Origin of the sequence: Polaromonas sp. (genome assembly GCF_039932935.1) — a bacterium.
Taxonomy (GTDB): Bacteria; Pseudomonadota; Gammaproteobacteria; order Burkholderiales; family Burkholderiaceae_C; genus Polaromonas.
In genome coordinates, this window is sequence record NZ_JBDTPB010000073.1 from 60,835 (window position 1) to 77,078 (window position 16,244).

Below are 16,244 nucleotides of genomic sequence, written 5' to 3' on the forward strand. Positions count from 1 at the left end.
TTCGCCGACAATCGCTCCCATGGGCATTAGCCAGTACATCAAGGAAATCGGTCGCGGCAAGGATGGCGCCCGCGCGCTGACGCGCGAGCAGGCCACCGACCTGCTGGGCCAGGTGCTCGACGGCAAAGTGACTGACCTGGAAATCGGCGGCTTTTGCCTGGCCATGCGCATCAAGGGCGAAACGCCCGAAGAGATGGCAGGCTTTCTGGATGCGGTGCACCAGCGCCTGGACCACCTGCCTGCCAGCGACACGCCTGTCGTGGTACTGCCCAGCTACAACGGTGCGCGCAAGCTGCCGGTGCTGACGCCGCTGCTGGCCTTGCTGCTGGCGCGCAAGGGCGTTCCCGTGCTGATCCACGGAACGCCCACTGAAAGCAGCCGCGTATTTTCATCAAAAGTGCTTGAAGCCCTTGGTATACGTGCGCAAGCAGCTACTAAAAAGATAGCAAATGGCGAGGTTGTCTTTACCCCGACCGAATTGCTGCTGCCGGCGCTGAAGCGCCTGCTGGACGTGCGCCGCGCGGTCGGCCTGCGCAACCCGGCGCACAGCCTGGTCAAGATCATGACCCCTTGCCTGGGCAAAAGCCTGGTAGTGAGCAGCTACACCCACCCCGAATACGCGGTATCAATGGCGCAAACCTTTGAGCTGACGGGCGCCAACGCCATGCTGCTGCGCGGCACCGAAGGCGAAGTGGTGGCCGACGCGCGCCGTATGCCGCAGATGGACGCCTTTATCGGCGGGCAGCGCTCACTTCTTCAGGAAACGCAGGCCGGCACGCTGGCCTCCATCCCTGACTTCCCCAAAACGGTGGACGCTGCCGCCACGGCGGACTACATTCGCGCCGTGCTGGCTGGCGACACGCCAGTGCCGCCTTCGATTGCGCAGCAGGTGGAACATATCTTGCGTTTGCTTCCTCAAATCAAGTTGCCCCAAACAGCCCCACCCACGATCACTTCCCCATCATGAACAACGGAAAAGTCACACTGGTAGGCGCAGGCCCCGGCGATCCGGAACTGCTGACCCTCAAGGCCCTGAAAGCTATCCAGCGCGCCACCGTGCTGCTGGTGGACGACCTCGTCAGCGACGAGATCGTGGCCTTCGCACGGCCCGAAGCGCGCATCGTCTACGTGGGCAAGCGCGGCGGCTGCAAGTCCACGCCGCAGGCCTTCATTGAAAAGCTCATGCTGATGGCCGCCCGCGAAGGCGAAGACGTGGTGCGGCTCAAGGGCGGCGACCCGTTCATCTTCGGCCGCGGCGGGGAAGAAGTCGAACACCTGCGCGCCGCCGGCGTTGCGGTGGAAGTCATCAACGGCATCACCGCGGGCCTGGCGGCTGTCACCTCGCTGGGCGTGCCGCTCACGCACCGCGAACATGCGCACGGCGTGGTGTTTGTCACCGGCCATGCCAAGCCGGGCGACACCGGCACCGACTGGAAAGCGCTGGCCGCCACGGCGCACAGCGCGCGGCTGACGCTGGTGATCTACATGGGCGTCAGCGGCTCCGGGCGCATTCAGAACGAGTTGCTCTCGGGCTTGCCTGCCGCCACGCCGGTAGCCGTGATCCAGAGCGCATCGCTGCCCACGCAGCGCCACATCACCACCACACTGGGTGCGCTGGCCGCCGCCATCCGCGAAGCCGGCCTGGCCAGCCCGTCCGTCATCGTGGTGGGTGACGTGATCAGCGGTGTGGCGCTCGCTGCCGCGCATCCTGACGCAGTCCGCGCAGCCTGAACGCGAGCCTGCCCCGCAACGTCGTCATACCCCCGTCATACAGCCCACCTAAGCTCCCGGTCTTTCGACTGGAGCATTCATGTCTCACCGTTTTCTGGCTGGTGCGCTGCTGGCGCTCAGCCTGGCTTCCGCCCAGGCGCAAAATTTTTCATTCGGGCTGTGGGGCGACATGCCCTACCAAAAAGCCGGCGACGACCCAAAGATTCCCGCGCTGCTCAAGAGCATCAACCGCTCCGACATCGCCTTCTCGATCTACGACGGCGACATCAAGGACGGCAGCTCCAAATGCACCGACGATATCTATGCCGCGGCGCTCACCATGTTCGGCGAGCTGAACAAGCCCGTCATCTATGTGCCCGGCGACAACGAATGGACAGACTGCCACCGCCTGAACAACGGCGGCTATGACGGCATGGAGCGCCTGACCTACCTGCGCAAAACCCTGTTCCCCACCACCCGCAGCTTGGGCAAACGCACGCTGCCGCTGGTTCATCAGGCCCCGCAGGGCGAGAAGTTTGTGGAGAACACCCGCTTTGCGCACGGCGGCATTGTGTTTGCCACACTCAACGTACCGGGCAGCAACAACAACAAGATCCTGGACGACAAGGACTGCACGCAAAAAAGTGCGCGCACCGCCGTCCAGTGCGAAGCCTCCAATGCCGAATACCTGGAGCGCGACGCGGCAAACGTGCGCTGGCTGCAGCAAGCCTTTGCAGAGGCCAGGGCCGGCAAGGCGCGCGGCGTAGTGCTGGTCATACAGGCCGATCCGGGCTTTGACCTGCCTGAAACCGAAGGCACGGACGAAAGCCAGGCGCCGGGCGTCAGCGGTTACCGCAACTTCATCAGCAACGTCATCGCCGAAACGGAGCAGTTCGCCGGCCAGGTCCTGCTGGTGCATGGCGACACGCATTTCTTCAAGGTCGACAAGCCGCTGTACAGCCCCGGCAAGCTGCTGGCCAACCTCACCCGCCTGCAAACTTTCGGCAGCCCGCTGATCCACTGGGTGCGCGTCACGGTGGAGCCTAAAAACCCCAACGTCTTCACAATCCAGCCCGTCATCGTCAAACAGTAAGCGGGGCTGGGAAAGAAGCCGGGAGGCGGTAGGGCGCACACGTGTGCGCCCCGCCTTACCGCCCCTCGCACAGCTACACTCCCGAAGTCAAACAACAACAGCGGGAGCCTCACGGTGCTTGAAAAACTCAATGAACTGACGGAAAGCCACGGCGAACTGCGCCGCGGCAAGGGCATGATGAGCGGGGTAATTGCCCTCAGCCTGGGCATTTTGTGCTTTCTGGGCGTGCTGGCCTTTCATTTCCCCGAATACCTGACCACGCCGCAGCTGCGCAAAAGCTACAACGTCGACGTGATCCGGATTGTCATGTTTGCCTCGCTGGTGATTGCCGGCGGCATCTCGCTGGTCAACATCATCTTCAACCGTTCGCGCTGGCTGTCCGGCGCTGCCTTCCTGCTGGTGGCCGGCACCGCGCTGCTGGGCGGCCACAAGGTACCGGTGAACGACTTTGCCGACAACACGCCCTACATCGGCCTGGACTGGTTCATCCTCGACTTGCTGGGCTCCTCGCTGATCTTCATCTTTATCGAAAAGCTCTTTGCGCTGCGCAAGGACCAGCCGGTGTTTCGCGCCGAATGGCAAACCGACTTTCACCATTTCATCGTCAACCACATGATCGTGGGCTTTGTGCTGCTGGCGACCAATCTGCTGGTGCACAAGTTCTTCGGCTGGGCCGCCAACGACGGCATACGCGGCTGGGTGCAGGGCCTGCCTTTCTGGGGCGGTGTGCTGCTGATCGTGCTGGTGGCCGACCTGGTGCAGTACTGGACGCACCGCGCCTACCATGAGGTGCCGGTGCTGTGGCGCCTGCACGCGGTGCACCACAGCGCCAAAAGCATGGACTGGCTGGCCGGCTCGCGCCAGCACATCCTGGAACTGCTGATCACCCGCACGCTCATCCTGGCACCCATCTATGTGCTGGGCTTTTCCAAGGAAGTGATCGACGCCTACATCGTCATCGTCGGCTTCCAGGCGGTTTTCAACCATGCCAACGTGAGCGTGCGCCTGGGACCGCTACGCTACATCATCGTCACGCCCAACTTTCATCACTGGCACCACAGCCAGGACCAGGAGGCGCTGGACCGCAACTACTCGGCGCATTACGCCTTCATCGACTATTTGTTCGGCACCGCCGTCAAAAGCACCCGCCTCTGGCCGGAGCGTTATGGCGTGCTGGGCGACTACGTGCCGAACGGCTTCCTGAAGCAGCTGAAGTTTCCGTTCACCTGGAAACCGTGACCGCGGCGACTGCAGTGGCATTGGGGCGTCGACCGGTTGGTCGCTACGTTATTGATAGCTGCTTGCGCTCGTCCCTATTGGCCTGGAGCACGATTTGACCCATAAATTCGACGCCGTGGTGATCGGCGCGGGTGCCGCCGGGCTGTTCTGCGCGGCCCAGGCCGGCCAGCGCGGCCTGAAGGTGCTGCTGGTCGACCACAGCGAGAAGGTGGCCGAGAAGATCCGCATCTCGGGCGGCGGACGTTGCAACTTCACCAACCGCGACGCCACGCCGGCCAACTTCCTGAGCGAGAACCCGCACTTTTGCCGATCGGCCCTGTCGCGCTACACGCCGCAAGACTTTATTGAACTGCTGCAGCGCCACAACATCCCGTTTCACGAAAAGCACAAGGGCCAGCTGTTTTGCGACCACTCGGCCGAAGACGTGATCAACATGCTGCTGGCCGAGTGCGATGCCGGCGATGTGACGCGCTGGCAGCCTTGCGGCATAAAAAGCATCAAATACAGCCCTAACCCAGATGGGACGGGCGCAAGCAGCTATCAAATTGAGAGCGACCGCGGAACGGTGGAAACGCCGCAAGTGGTCATCGCCACCGGCGGCCTGTCGATCCCGAAGATCGGCGCCACCGATTTCGGCTACCGCATCGCCAGACAGTTCGAGCTGCGCCTGGTCGAACCACGCCCCGCGCTGGTCCCGCTGACCTTTGACGGTGACGCCTGGGCGCCGTATGCGGGCCTGGCCGGCCTGGCCTTGCCGGTGCTGATCGACACCAGCCCCGCAGACGCAACGCCCAAGCAGCGCAAGAAAGCCATGGTGTTTTCAGAAGACCTGCTGTTCACCCACCGCGGCCTCAGCGGCCCGGCGGTGCTGCAGATTTCCAGCTTCTGGCGTGAGGGCCAGCCAGTACATATCAACCTCGCCCCAGGCATCGACCTGCCCGCCCTGCTGCTGCGTGCCAAGGCGCACTCGAAAAAACTCATTGCCAACGAGCTCGGCACCCTGGTGCCGGGCCGCCTGGCCGATGCCTGGGCCAGCACCGACCCCGCCTTGCAAAAACCCGTCAGCGAGGCAACCGACAAGGCCTTGCTGGACCTGGCCGGGCGGCTGGCCGATTGGCAGCTGACGCCGAACGGGTCGGAAGGCTACCGCAAGGCTGAAGTCACCATCGGCGGCGTCGACACCCGCGATTTGTCGTCGCAAACGCTGGAATCAAAGCAGCCGGGCCTGTATTTCATCGGCGAAGTCGTTGACGTGACCGGCTGGCTCGGTGGCTACAACTTTCAATGGGCCTGGGCCTCGGCGCATGCCTGCGCGGAGGCGCTCAGCGCTGCGCACCAGACCGCGGGCGAGGCAACGCACTAACCCTGCCGGGCCAGCTTCCATTCGCGCGGTGTCTGGCCGCTTTGCGCCTTGAAAGCGCGCGACAGCGCCGCCTCGCTGCCATAGCCAACGTCAGCAGCAATGAGCTTGAGCGGCCGCCCCCGGCGCAGCGCCTGCTGCGCCAGGCCCACCCGCCAGCGCTGCAGGTACACCCCGGGCGTGCAACCGACCGCGTCGCGAAACCGGTTGGCAAACACACTGCGCGACATGCCCGCGTGATCGGCCAGGGCTTCCAGGCTCCACTCCTGCGCAGGGTTCTGGTGCATGGCCACGATGGCGTGGCGCAGGCGCGGATGCGACAGGCCCGCCAGCATGCCGGACCGGGTTTCACCGCTCTCCATCAAATGCCGAAGCACCTGGATCAGCACCACGTCAAACAGCCGGTCCAGCAATGCCTGCCGGCCGCAGCGCTGCTCGAAAGCCTCCTCGAAGAGCAGTTCCAGCACACCCGCAGCGCCTGCAATTTGCCCCAGCGGCAGGCACACGAAGGACGGCAGCGCCGCTGCGATGGGGTTGGCCGCGCCGCCTTCAAAGCGCAGGTGTGCGCAGACAAAATCCGCGCCGTGTATCGGGTCGGTGATGAACCGATGCGCCATCGGCCTCGGGTAAAGCAGCAGGCAGGGTCCGCTGACGCGCAGCACTTCGGCGCCGCCATGGCTGACGCCGACGTCGCCGCTGCGCACCAGGTGCAGCTGGCCGGCCCCCTCTTCCTCGTCGAGGTCATTGACGCCGCAGAGCGCACCGGAATGGAAGACATTTGCGGTCACCGAAAAATGCCGCAGCAAGGTTTCGAGTCGATCGCTCATCGATACTCCTTATCAATTTTTAAGGATTATTAAATACTTATCGTATTTTGTGAAGCGTAAAGTTCGTTCTGTCGATTCCGACTTGTCTCAACCCCGCAAAGGAAACCGAAATGAACGCCTTGACCCGCATCACCGCCGCAGCCGCACTGGCCACCGCCGCAATCGCCTCTGGCCCTGCCATGGCCGCTGGCGCGCCGCAGCAGCCAGCTGCTGCTGCACGCAGCGCCAGCTACATCACGACCTCGGACGGTGTGCAGATCTATTACAAGGACTGGGGCCCGAAGAACGGACCGGTTGTGAGTTTCAGCCACGGCTGGCCGCTCAATTCGGACAGCTGGGAATCGCAGATGATTTTTCTGGCCTCCAAAGGGTTTCGTGTGATTGCCCATGACCGTCGCGGCCACGGCCGCTCCAGCCAGCCCTGGGACGGCAACGACATGGACCACTATGCCGCCGACCTGGCTGCGGTGATCGACACGCTCGGCGTCAAGGACGTGACCCTGGTGGGTTTCTCAACCGGCGGCGGCGAAGTTGCCCGTTACATCGGCCGCTACGGCACGGCCAAGATCAAAAAGGCGGTGCTGGTCAGCTCCGTCCCGCCGCTCATGCTGAAAACCGCGGCCAACCCGGGCGGCCTGCCGATCGAGGTGTTCGACGGCATCCGCCAGGGCGAGCTGGCCAACCGGTCGCAGCTTTACCTGGACATTGCCTCCGGCCCCTTCTTCGGTTTCAACCGTCCGGGTGCCAAAGTGTCGCAGGGCCTGATCCAGTCGTTCTGGGTGCAGGGCATGCAGGCAGGCCACAAGAACACCTATGATTCGATCGCGGCGTTCTCGGCCACCGACTTCACCGAAGACCTCAAGCGCTTCGACGTGCCGACCCTGGTGATCCACGGCGATGACGACCAGATCGTGCCGATTGATGCGTCTGGCCGTGCCGCTGCAAAACTGGTGAAAAACGCCAAACTGATCGTCTACGCAGGCGCGCCACACGGCCTGGCTGACACCCATAAGGAACGCCTCAACAACGACCTGCTGGCTTTCATCCGGGAATAAAACACCGCCCCCCCCCCGTCCAGGCTCACTGCGTGTAGCCTGTTCCCCCCTCAAGGGGGCAGGCGCCTGCGGTCTGGCAAAGCCAGTCCCGCGGCCCCTACTGGGGTGGACAGCCCGCCAGCCACTCAAGGCGATGCGAAGCGAGTCGATCAAAGGCCAGCATGAGCCACGGAACCGGCTTTGCCGGGCCGTAGGCTCTGTCCCCTGCAAGGGGAAAAGGGCTACACGCAGTGAGCCCGATAGGGGTGTGCCAATTTTCGGCTTTGCCGGGCCGCAGGCGGGCGGCCCCCTCTGGGGGCAGGGAGTTACACGCAGTGAACGACTGTGGGGGTGCTATAATCTCAGGCTTTGCTAGCAAACCCGCGCCTGGCCTGATCCTGATCAGATCAATTAAGGCGCACCTTTTGGATCAATTGAACGATGACCACCATCCGTGTAAAAGACAATGAGCCCTTTGATGTGGCTCTGCGCCGTTTCAAGCGCACCATTGAAAAACTCGGCCTGCTGACCGACCTGCGCGCCCGCGAGTTTTACGAAAAGCCAACGGCTGAACGCAAGCGCAAGAAGGCAGCCGCCGTCAAGCGTAACTACAAGCGTATCCGCTCGATGCAGTTGCCCAAGAAGCTGTACTAATTTTAGTACCGCCTTACGGCAACAAAAAGCCCGCACGAGGACGCTCTGCGGGCTTTTGTGTTTTTGGCGCCTGCCAATTCCATCCTGCCAGCCTTTCCGCTTCCCATTCTTCATTCCTCTTCATCCATTGCCCCCCTTCAGGAGCCCCAATGTCAGCACTCAAAGACCAGATCACCGAAGACATGAAGACCGCCATGCGCGCCAAGGACAGCGAGCGCTTGGGCACCATCCGCCTGCTGCTCGCCGCCCTCAAGCAAAAGGAAGTGGATGAGCGCGTGGTGCTGGACGACGCGGCCGTGGTCGCCATCGTCGACAAGCTGATCAAGCAGCGCAAGGACTCGCTCGAGGCCTTTCAGAAGGCCGAGCGCAAAGACCTGGCCGACAAGGAGGCCGCCGAACTCGTCGTGCTGCAGGCCTACTTGCCTGCGCGCCTGAGCGCCGACGAAGTCGCGGCGGCAGTGAAGGCCATCGTGACCGAACTGGGCGCCACCGGCCCCGGCGACATGGGCAAGGTCATGGGCGCGGTCAAGGCCCAACTGGCCGGCAAGGCCGACATGGGCCAGGTGTCTGCGGCCGTCAAAGCTGCCTTGGTGGGCTAAACCCCCTTCAAGCCGGGGCCGCGGAACTGGCTTTGCCAGACCGCAGGCGCAGCGGCCTCCTCGGGGGGAGGGAGCTACACGAAGTGAGCGACCGTGGGGGCTCTTCTCTTCCCAAGCCGGGGTCGCGGAACCGGCTTCGCCGGGCCGCAGGCGCAGCGGCCCCCTCGGGGGGCAGCGACCCACACGAAGTGGGGGAGCGTGGGGGCTCTAGCTCCCCGCAACCTTCATGCGGTTGACGAGAATGGAGCCGACCGTCTTGGCGCCGTAGTTGTACGCATCAGCGCCCACGGCTTCAATGCCCATCAACATGTCGCGCAGGTTTCCGGCAATGGTGATTTCTTCCACCGGAAAAGCGATGCGGCCGTTTTCTACCCAGAAGCCGGAGGCGCCGCGCGAATAATCGCCGGTCACATAGTTCACGCCCTGCCCCATCAACTCGGTCACAAAAAGGCCCCGGCCCAGCTTGCGCAGCATGGCGTCCAGGTCGTCGCCCTGGCGCGTCAGCCGGCTGGTCATGACAAGGTTGTGTGAGCCTCCGGCATTGCCGGTGGTGCGCATGCCGAGCTTGCGCGCCGAATAGGTGCTCAAAAAATAGCCTTCGACGCGGCCGCCGTCGACCACCTGGCGCGCCTTGGTCTTCACGCCTTCTTCGTCAAACGGTGCACTGCCCTTGCCTTTGCGCAGATGCGGATCTTCGGCAATGTCGACGTGCTTGGGAAAAGCCGGTTTGCCCAGGCTGTTGGCCAGAAAGGTGCTTTTGCGGTACAGCGCACCGCCGCTCACGGCCTGCACAAAGCCGCCCAAAAGGCCCGCGGCCAGCGGCGACTCGAAGAGCACAGGGCACTGTGTCGTCGGGATCTTGCGACTCTTGAGCCGCGCTAGCGCGCGCTCGGCAGCGTAACGGCCCACCGCCTCGGGGGGCGCCAGATCACGCGCGTCGCGCATGGAGCTGTACCAGGCATCGCGCTGCATCTGGTCGCCCTTGCCGGCAATAGGCGCCACTGAAATGCTGTGCCGCGAACTGGCATAGCCGCCGCGAAAACCTTTGGTGTGAGCGCTGAAGAAATGGCTTTGCTGGGCCGACACGCCCGCGCCCTCGCTGTTGGTGATCAGCCGGCTGGTGCCCAACGCCGCAGCTTCGCACAGCAGGGCCAGTTGCGCGGCTTCTTCCGAGTTGATGGACCAGGGGTGAAACAGGTCCAGCGCCGGATGCACACGCGCAATGTCGCGGTCGTCAGGCAGACCCGAGGTTTTGTCTTCCGCCGTAAAGCGCGCGATGTCGTAGGCCGCTTTCACGGTCTGTTCGATGGCCGCCTTGGAGAAATCACTGGTCGCTGCATTGCCGCGCTTCTTGCCGATATAGACAGTAATGCCCAGTGATTTGTCGCGATTGCGCTCAACGTTTTCCAGCTCGCCCTTGCGCACGCTGACGGACAAACCACAGCCTTCCGAGGCTTCCGCCGCGGCATCTGTGGCACCCAGTTTTTTGGCATGGCTCAGCGCACTGTCGACGAGTCCCTCAAAAAAATCACGGTGGTAGCTGAAGCCGGATTCGGGCTGGCGTTGCTGGCCATTGGGGCCCGAAGCGGGACGGGATGCACTGCGAGTTGCGCCGCTGGCGCGTGAGGAAGCTTTTTGGGTCATATGGGTAGCTATGATACTGACTGCTATGAACAACAAGACTCCCAAGGCCATCAAGGGCTACTGGTCCAACGGCCGCTTCGTCAAACCCGAGGAAATCGCGCTTGAAGAAGTCGGCCCGCCCAGCAAAACCCAGCTCAAGGCCGAGGCCGACGAAAAACAGGCGCTCGGTGAAGCGCTGCTAACCTTGCGCGCCGACCTGATGGCGCGCCTGGACCTGCCCGACAAGCTGCGCGACGCGATCGCCGACGCCAAAAAGATCACCAATTTCGAGGGCAAACGCCGCCAGATGCAGTTCATCGGCAAGCTGATGCGCCCGCTGGACCCTGATCCGATTCGCGAAGCGATCAACGAGCAGCTCAACGGCTCAGCCGACCTGACGCTGGCCCTGCACCTGGCCGAGCAATGGCGCGACAAGCTGATCGCCGACGACGCCGCGCTGGGCACCTGGCTGGGGGAGCACCCCGATACCGATTCCCAGCAACTACGCGCACTGATCCGCCAGGCCCGCAAAGACGCCAAGCCCGAAAAGCCCGGCGAAGCCGCGCGCCACGGCAAGTCCTACCGCGAAATCTTTCAGCTCGTGCGGCAGACGCTTGCCCGGGGACCTGGCGAGGCTGAGGAACCCGAAGAGCCTCAGGCATGAGCGAAGCCTTTGACGCCGTCAGGATCGGCATCGTCTCGGTCAGTGACCGCGCCTCAGCCGGCGTCTATGTCGACAAAGGCTTGCCGGCGCTAAAAGACTGGCTCACACGCGCCCTGCGCAACCCCATCGCCTTTGAAGAGCGCCTGATTCCCGACGAGCAGGTGCACATCAGCGCCGCGCTGATTGAACTGGTGGACGCCGGCTGCTCCCTCGTACTGACCACCGGCGGCACCGGCCCTGCGCTGCGCGACGTGACACCCGAGGCCACACTGGCAGTAGCCCACAAGGAAATGCCCGGCTTTGGCGAGCAGATGCGGCAGATCAGCCTGAAATTTGTGCCTACGGCCATCCTGTCGCGCCAGTGCGCTGTCATCCGCGACAAATGCCTGATCATGAATTTGCCAGGCCAGCCCAAGTCCATCGCGGAAACCCTGGAAGGGTTGAAGAACCCTGACGGCTCCCAGGCCGTGGCCGGCATCTTTGCCGCGGTCCCCTACTGCGTCGACCTGATAGGCGGGCCCTACCTGGAAACCGATGCCTTGGTCTGCCAGGCGTTCAGGCCGAAAAGCGCCATACGCCCACCGCGTTGAGCCTGGCCGCTCTCCGGTTTTGGGGCGGCTTTTTTCTCACGTAGTATTCGTGCTTTACAACACGAGGAGCCGAGATGGACGATCTGACTGAAACGCCGAGCAAGGAATCCAGGAACACCGCCGTGCTGATCTGGGTCGGAACCCTGTTTCTGGGTTTTATTCCGGGCCTGATTGTGTACCTGGTGAAAAAGGACGACACCTACATCCTGGACCAGTCCAAGGAAGCGCTGAACTGGTCCATCACCGCGGCCATCGGCTATGTGGCGGCGATCATCCTGACCTTCGTGCTGATTGGCTTTCTGGTGTTCGCGGCCCTAGGCATCTGCCACCTGGTGTTCTGCGTCATGGGCGCGCTGGGCACCTCCAACGGCAAGGCATTCCGGGTGCCGTTCGCGCTTCGCCTGATCAACTGAACGCGCCACTAAGGGCAAAGAAAAAGGAAGGGTGCGCCCTTCCTTTTTTGTTGCTACTTGCCGACCAGCTGGTTGAGCTTGTCGGCCTCAAAGGTTTCCGTCAGCGCCGCGTCCTTGGGTACGCAGTCTTTGCTCATGGCCGTTTGCGGGCCGGACAGCTTTTCAATCGCCTGCCAGAGCAGCGCAATCTGGTGCTCCTGCGACGAGGCGTTGTCGATCAGCCCCTTCATGGCCTGCCCAAGGGGGTCGTCGTCCAGCGTGATGCCGTAGGCAGAGAACTTGGGCGAGGTCGTGACGTCGGCGCTTTCACCCACTTTGGACGGGATGATGCGCGCCGGAATGCCAACCGCCGTAGCGCCGGCCGGGACCGGCTTGATGACGACGGCATTGCTGCCTATCTTGGCCCCGTCACCGACCAGAAAACCGCCCAACACCTTGGCGCCGGCGCTCACCACCACGTTACGGCCCAGCGTGGGATGGCGCTTTTCGCCCTTGTAGAGCGAGGTGCCGCCCAGCGTCACGCCTTGGTAAATCGTGCAGCCGTCACCGATTTCAGCGGTCTCGCCGACGACAACACCCATGGCATGGTCAAAAAACACCCGCTGGCCGATTTTGGCGCCTGGGTGGATCTCAATACCGGTCACCCAGCGCGAAAAATGCGAGATAAAGCGGCCCAGCCACTTGAGCCCGTGGTTCCAGCACCAGTGGGCCCGACGGTGCAACAGCAAGGCATGCACGCCCGGGTAGCAGGTCAGCGCCTCCCAGGCCGTACGGGCGGCGGGATCGCGGTCGAGGATGCACTGGATGTCGGAGCGGAGTCGGGAAAACATAGGCGAAGTCTACTGAGGGTGGGAGCTGCGCGCTTGGACGGCTGTTTTGGCCCCGGTTTCAGAGGCTTTCTGCAGCATGGCCTTGGCCACGCCTCGCAGAATGTGGATTTCCTCGGGGCTGAGCTGGGCACGGTTGAACAGCTGGTTCAGACGCGGCATCAGTTTTTTCGGCGAAGCCGGGTCCAGGAAGCCAATGCCGGTAAGCGCTTCTTCCCAGTGCTTGAGCATGCCGGCCACCGCCGCCGCATCGGCCAGCGTGGGCTCGGCCCTGGCCTGCTGCACACTGAAACCGCCCAGCGCCTGGCGCCAGTCGTAGGCGATCAGTTGCACCGCCGCGCCCAGGTTGAGCGAACCGAACTTCGGGTCCGTCGGAATGCTGAGCGCCACATGACAGCGGTAGACGTCTTCGTTTTGCATGCCGAAGCGCTCGGAGCCGAATAGAAAAGCAACGGAATCGGGCTTTGAGGCAATAGGGACGGGCGCAACCAGCTCCTCTTTTGATAGCGGATTCGTTTTTCCCAACAGACCCTCGAAGTGCTCTCTCGGTGCCCGCGTGGGCGGTCCGAAGTCGCGCGGCGTCATGGCGGTGGCGCACAGGTGGGCCATGCCCTCCACGGCTTCGTCCAGCGTCGCCACAATGCGGGCGTTTTTGAGCACGTCCAGCGCGCCGCTGGCCCGCTGTATGGTTTCTTCGCGGTTGAGCACATTGGCCCAACGCGGCGCCACGAGCACTAGGTCGTCAAAGCCCATGGTTTTCATGGCGCGGGCCGTTGCCCCCACATTGCCGGCGTGGCTGGTGTTGATCAGGATGAATCGCGTATGCATGGAGCTGGATTGTCCTATGCCGGCGGCTTCAGGACCTGGATCAGGGCCCGGATCTTGGGCGACATAGCGCCTTTGCGCCAGATGAGGTCGGTTTGCGCGCAGTCGCTGCCGGGCGGCAGTGCATGCACGCTCAAGCGCGCCCGCTCCGGAAAGGTCGCCAGCACGCTAAGCGGTACCAGCGAAATGCCCATGCCCACCACCACACAGCCCAGCATGGCGTGATAGGACGTGATCTCGATGGTCTGCACCGGCATGCTGTTTTTTCCGGCGTACCACTGCTCCAGCCGGGCGCGGTGCGGGCAGCCGGGTTCAAAAGCCACGATGGCGCGGGGCGGCGCTAAACCCTCAGCGGCCCCCGACGTGATCGCGGGATGCCCGGCGCTCGCAACGATCACCAAGTCTTCGCTGTAAATCGGCTCACGCTCAAACGGACCGTCGGCAATCGCCCCGGTCACCAGCGCGGCGTCCATGTTTCCGGCCAGCACGCCAAAGGCCAACTGCTGCGGGTTGCCGGTCTTGAGCGCCAGTTTGACTTCGGGGTACTGCCGCACAAAGTCGCTGAGCGGGCCGGGCAAGCGCACGGCTGACGTGCTTTCCATCGCGCCCAGCACAAAAGGGCCGCGCGGCTTGCCGTCTTGTACGGCTTCACGCGCCTCGTCGGCCAGGGCCAGAAGCCGTTCTGAATAAGCCAGCAGGGTTTGCCCCGCCGGCGACAGGTGCAGGCGCTTGCCTTCGCGGATGAAAAGTGCCACGCCCAGTTTTTCCTCCAGCTGGCGGATACGTGTCGTGATGTTGGACTGCACGCGGTGCAGCCGCTCAGCCGCACGCGTGATGCCGCCGGCCTCCACCACCGCCCGAAAGATCACCAGATCGCTCAAATCCATAAATCTCTTATTTAGATGTTATTTATCTTTATTATTCATTTTTAAAAATGATCTGTCACGCGTATCGTCCAGCCTTTGATCACTCAACCCACAAGGAACAACGATGGCAAAGGCTTACTGGATCGTGCGCGTGTCCGTGCACAACGAGGCGCAATACCCCGCCTACCTGGCCGCGGCACGGCCGGCTTTTGAGAAATTCGGCGCGCGCTTTCTGGTGCGCGGCGGCGCGTACGAATGCATGGAAGGCAGCTCGCGCGAGCGCAACGTGGTCGTGGAATACGCCGATCTGGCCACCGCCAAAGCCTGCTACGCCAGCCCCGAATACCAAGCCGCCAAAGCCATACGCCAGCAGCATGCCGACGCGGATTTTCTGATCGTCGAAGGCGCCTAGGGCTGGGCGCACGCGATATCGGTCTCTGGGGGAACGGTATCGGGGTTTATGGGAAAATACGCAGATTGCCCGCCGCCCGCATCGCCAGCGCCGGTTTTTCCCGTTCTTCCCTACAAGTTATGTCCAGCAATCTCCATCCCATGCTCAACGTGGCCATCAAGGCTGCGCGCGCTGCCGGCGCCATCATCAACCGCGCGGCGCTCGACGTCGAATCGGTCCGCGTGTCGGTCAAGCAGACCAACGATTTCGTCACCGAAATCGACCAGGCGGCCGAAGCGGCGATCATCGAAACGCTGCTGACCGCCTATCCCGGCCACGGCATCCTCGCCGAAGAATCTGGCAGCGAGCATGGCGCCAAAGACTCCGACTTCGTCTGGATCATCGACCCGCTGGACGGCACCACCAACTTCATCCACGGCTTTCCGGTCTATTGCGTCAGCATCGCGCTGGCCGTCAAGGGCAAGGTCGAGCAGGCTGTGGTGTACGACCCCACCCGCAACGACATCTTCTGCGCCACCAAGGGCCGCGGCGCTTACATGAACGACCGCCGCATCCGCGTGGCCAAACGCACCCGGCTGCAGGAATGCCTGATCTCGACCGGCTTCCCGTACCGCCCCGGTGACAAGCTCAAAAGCTACCTCAACATGCTCGGTGAAGTGATGAGCCAGTGCGCTGGCGTGCGCCGCCCGGGTGCGGCCGCGCTCGACCTGGCCTATGTTGCCGCGGGCTTCAGCGACGGATTTTTCGAAACCGGCCTCAAGCCCTGGGACGTTGCAGCCGGCTCGCTGCTGGTGACCGAAGCCGGCGGCCTGATCGGCAACTTCACGGGCGAGGCTGACTTCATGGACCACGGTGAATGCGTGGCCGGCAACCCACGTATTTATGGCCAGCTGGTCACCACCCTGGGCAAATACAGCAAATTCGCCGGCGCCGGCGACAAGGCCACAGTGCGCCAGGCTTTGCAGGACACATCCAGCGGCGAGACCGTTGCCGACGCCCCGCCTGCAGATAAACCGACCCTCACCGCCCGAAAAGTCAAGACCCCCGCGGTGCGCCCTGACAGCGTCTGATGCGCCCTTCCAACAGCGGACATCGCCGGCGTGCCGCGGCGATGGATACCGCTGCGCCTCAGCTAAAATTTCCGCTCAACACAGACTGACGCGTAATGCGCCCGCCCTGCTCCGAACAGCTTCATACTCCACCATGACCATGCCTGAATCCACCTTAAAAGCTTCCTCCAAATCGGCTGATGAAGCCCTGCTGCGCGAGGTCGCGGAACTGGTGGTGAGCGCCCTCAATCTCGAGGTGAGCGCGGGCGACGTAAAACCCGACGAACCGCTGTATGGCGACGGGCTGGGGCTGGACTCCATCGATATTCTCGAAATTGCACTGGTGGTTTCCAAGCGCTATGGCCTGCAACTTAGGGCGGACCACGAAGACAACCACGCCATTTTTCATTCGCTGCGAAGCCTGGGCGACCACATTGCCGCCCAGCGAACCCAGTGAAG

19 protein-coding genes are annotated in these 16,244 nt (G+C 63.1%); 14 read left to right on the plus strand and 5 right to left on the minus strand.

Going from position 1 to position 16,244, the window contains the following annotated elements; all coding sequences use genetic code 11:
* The first annotated feature begins 19 nt into the window (after positions 1-19).
* The 5 genes from ybiB to ABI546_RS12795 all read left to right on the plus strand — a co-directional run bounded on the left by ybiB (position 20) and on the right by ABI546_RS12795 (position 5,405).
* Complete coding sequence (ybiB, locus tag ABI546_RS12775; RefSeq protein ID WP_348046965.1) at positions 20-967, plus strand: DNA-binding protein YbiB; 948 nt, start codon at positions 20-22, stop codon at positions 965-967.
* Positions 964-1,731 carry a uroporphyrinogen-III C-methyltransferase gene (gene cobA, locus ABI546_RS12780; protein WP_348046966.1) on the plus strand — a complete coding sequence of 256 codons (768 nt, stop codon included), beginning with the start codon at positions 964-966 and terminating at the stop codon, positions 1,729-1,731. Before ybiB ends, cobA begins: the two co-directional genes overlap by 4 nt.
* 79 nt (positions 1,732-1,810) lie before the next feature.
* Positions 1,811-2,803: a hypothetical protein gene (locus ABI546_RS12785; protein WP_348046967.1), complete on the plus strand. Its 993-nt coding sequence runs from the start codon at positions 1,811-1,813 to the stop codon at positions 2,801-2,803.
* 114 nt (positions 2,804-2,917) lie between these two features.
* Positions 2,918-4,042, plus strand: coding sequence for a sterol desaturase family protein (locus ABI546_RS12790; RefSeq protein ID WP_348046968.1), 1,125 nt, complete (start codon positions 2,918-2,920; stop codon positions 4,040-4,042).
* 94 nt (positions 4,043-4,136) lie between these two features.
* Complete coding sequence (locus ABI546_RS12795; protein WP_348046969.1) at positions 4,137-5,405, plus strand: NAD(P)/FAD-dependent oxidoreductase; 1,269 nt, start codon at positions 4,137-4,139, stop codon at positions 5,403-5,405.
* Here ABI546_RS12795 and ABI546_RS12800 read toward each other — a convergent pair.
* Positions 5,402-6,229 (minus strand): AraC family transcriptional regulator, encoded by an 828-nt coding sequence (locus ABI546_RS12800; protein ID WP_348046970.1) that lies wholly within the window; start codon positions 6,227-6,229, stop codon positions 5,402-5,404. The two genes, ABI546_RS12795 and ABI546_RS12800, sit on opposite strands and share 4 nt — an antisense overlap.
* Before the next feature lie 110 nt (positions 6,230-6,339).
* On the opposite strand from ABI546_RS12800, the gene ABI546_RS12805 reads away from it, so the two are divergent.
* The 3 genes from ABI546_RS12805 to ABI546_RS12815 all read left to right on the plus strand — a co-directional run bounded on the left by ABI546_RS12805 (position 6,340) and on the right by ABI546_RS12815 (position 8,516).
* Positions 6,340-7,284: an alpha/beta hydrolase gene (locus ABI546_RS12805; protein ID WP_348046971.1), complete on the plus strand. Its 945-nt coding sequence runs from the start codon at positions 6,340-6,342 to the stop codon at positions 7,282-7,284.
* Positions 7,285-7,704: 420 nt separating this feature from the next.
* On the plus strand, positions 7,705-7,917 hold the full coding sequence (gene rpsU / locus ABI546_RS12810) for a 30S ribosomal protein S21 (protein ID WP_007872347.1): 213 nt from the start codon (positions 7,705-7,707) through the stop codon (positions 7,915-7,917).
* A 149-nt stretch (positions 7,918-8,066) separates the two neighbouring features.
* Positions 8,067-8,516: a GatB/YqeY domain-containing protein gene (locus ABI546_RS12815; RefSeq protein WP_348046972.1), complete on the plus strand. Its 450-nt coding sequence runs from the start codon at positions 8,067-8,069 to the stop codon at positions 8,514-8,516.
* Positions 8,517-8,723: 207 nt separating this feature from the next.
* Here the strand turns inward: ABI546_RS12815 and pmbA are convergent, their stop codons facing one another.
* On the minus strand, positions 8,724-10,160 hold the full coding sequence (gene pmbA / locus ABI546_RS12820) for a metalloprotease PmbA (protein WP_348046973.1): 1,437 nt from the start codon (positions 10,158-10,160) through the stop codon (positions 8,724-8,726).
* Positions 10,161-10,185: 25 nt separating this feature from the next.
* On the opposite strand from pmbA, the gene yjgA reads away from it, so the two are divergent.
* The 3 genes from yjgA (at position 10,186) to ABI546_RS12835 (ending at position 11,806) form a co-directional block, all read left to right on the plus strand.
* On the plus strand, positions 10,186-10,803 hold the full coding sequence (yjgA, locus tag ABI546_RS12825) for a ribosome biogenesis factor YjgA (protein WP_348046974.1): 618 nt from the start codon (positions 10,186-10,188) through the stop codon (positions 10,801-10,803).
* The gene (gene mog, locus ABI546_RS12830) at positions 10,800-11,393 is read left to right on the plus strand and encodes a molybdopterin adenylyltransferase (RefSeq protein ID WP_348046975.1); all 594 of its coding nucleotides are present in this window, start codon (positions 10,800-10,802) and stop codon (positions 11,391-11,393) included. Before yjgA ends, mog begins: the two co-directional genes overlap by 4 nt.
* Before the next feature lie 74 nt (positions 11,394-11,467).
* Positions 11,468-11,806, plus strand: coding sequence for a DUF4870 domain-containing protein (locus ABI546_RS12835; protein WP_348046976.1), 339 nt, complete (start codon positions 11,468-11,470; stop codon positions 11,804-11,806).
* A gap of 53 nt (positions 11,807-11,859) precedes the next feature.
* On the opposite strand, the gene cysE is transcribed toward ABI546_RS12835, so the two are convergent.
* From cysE to ABI546_RS12850, 3 genes are read right to left on the minus strand one after another with little or no spacing between them, the layout of a single operon-like run.
* A complete protein-coding gene (cysE, locus tag ABI546_RS12840; RefSeq protein ID WP_348046977.1) occupies positions 11,860-12,636 on the minus strand; it encodes a serine O-acetyltransferase in 777 nt (258 codons plus the stop codon).
* 9 nt (positions 12,637-12,645) lie between these two features.
* A complete protein-coding gene (locus ABI546_RS12845; protein ID WP_348046978.1) occupies positions 12,646-13,461 on the minus strand; it encodes an RNA methyltransferase in 816 nt (271 codons plus the stop codon).
* 14 nt (positions 13,462-13,475) lie between these two features.
* On the minus strand, positions 13,476-14,345 hold the full coding sequence (locus tag ABI546_RS12850; protein ID WP_348046979.1) for a LysR substrate-binding domain-containing protein: 870 nt from the start codon (positions 14,343-14,345) through the stop codon (positions 13,476-13,478).
* Positions 14,346-14,448: 103 nt separating this feature from the next.
* Between ABI546_RS12850 and ABI546_RS12855 the strand changes: the two genes are divergently transcribed.
* The 3 genes from ABI546_RS12855 to ABI546_RS12865 all read left to right on the plus strand — a co-directional run bounded on the left by ABI546_RS12855 (position 14,449) and on the right by ABI546_RS12865 (position 16,242).
* On the plus strand, positions 14,449-14,736 hold the full coding sequence (locus tag ABI546_RS12855; RefSeq protein WP_348046980.1) for a DUF1330 domain-containing protein: 288 nt from the start codon (positions 14,449-14,451) through the stop codon (positions 14,734-14,736).
* Positions 14,737-14,855: 119 nt separating this feature from the next.
* A complete protein-coding gene (locus tag ABI546_RS12860; RefSeq protein WP_348046981.1) occupies positions 14,856-15,806 on the plus strand; it encodes an inositol monophosphatase family protein in 951 nt (316 codons plus the stop codon).
* A 139-nt stretch (positions 15,807-15,945) separates the two neighbouring features.
* Positions 15,946-16,242: a phosphopantetheine-binding protein gene (locus ABI546_RS12865; RefSeq protein WP_348047144.1), complete on the plus strand. Its 297-nt coding sequence runs from the start codon at positions 15,946-15,948 to the stop codon at positions 16,240-16,242.
* The last annotated feature ends 2 nt before the right edge of the window (positions 16,243-16,244 follow it).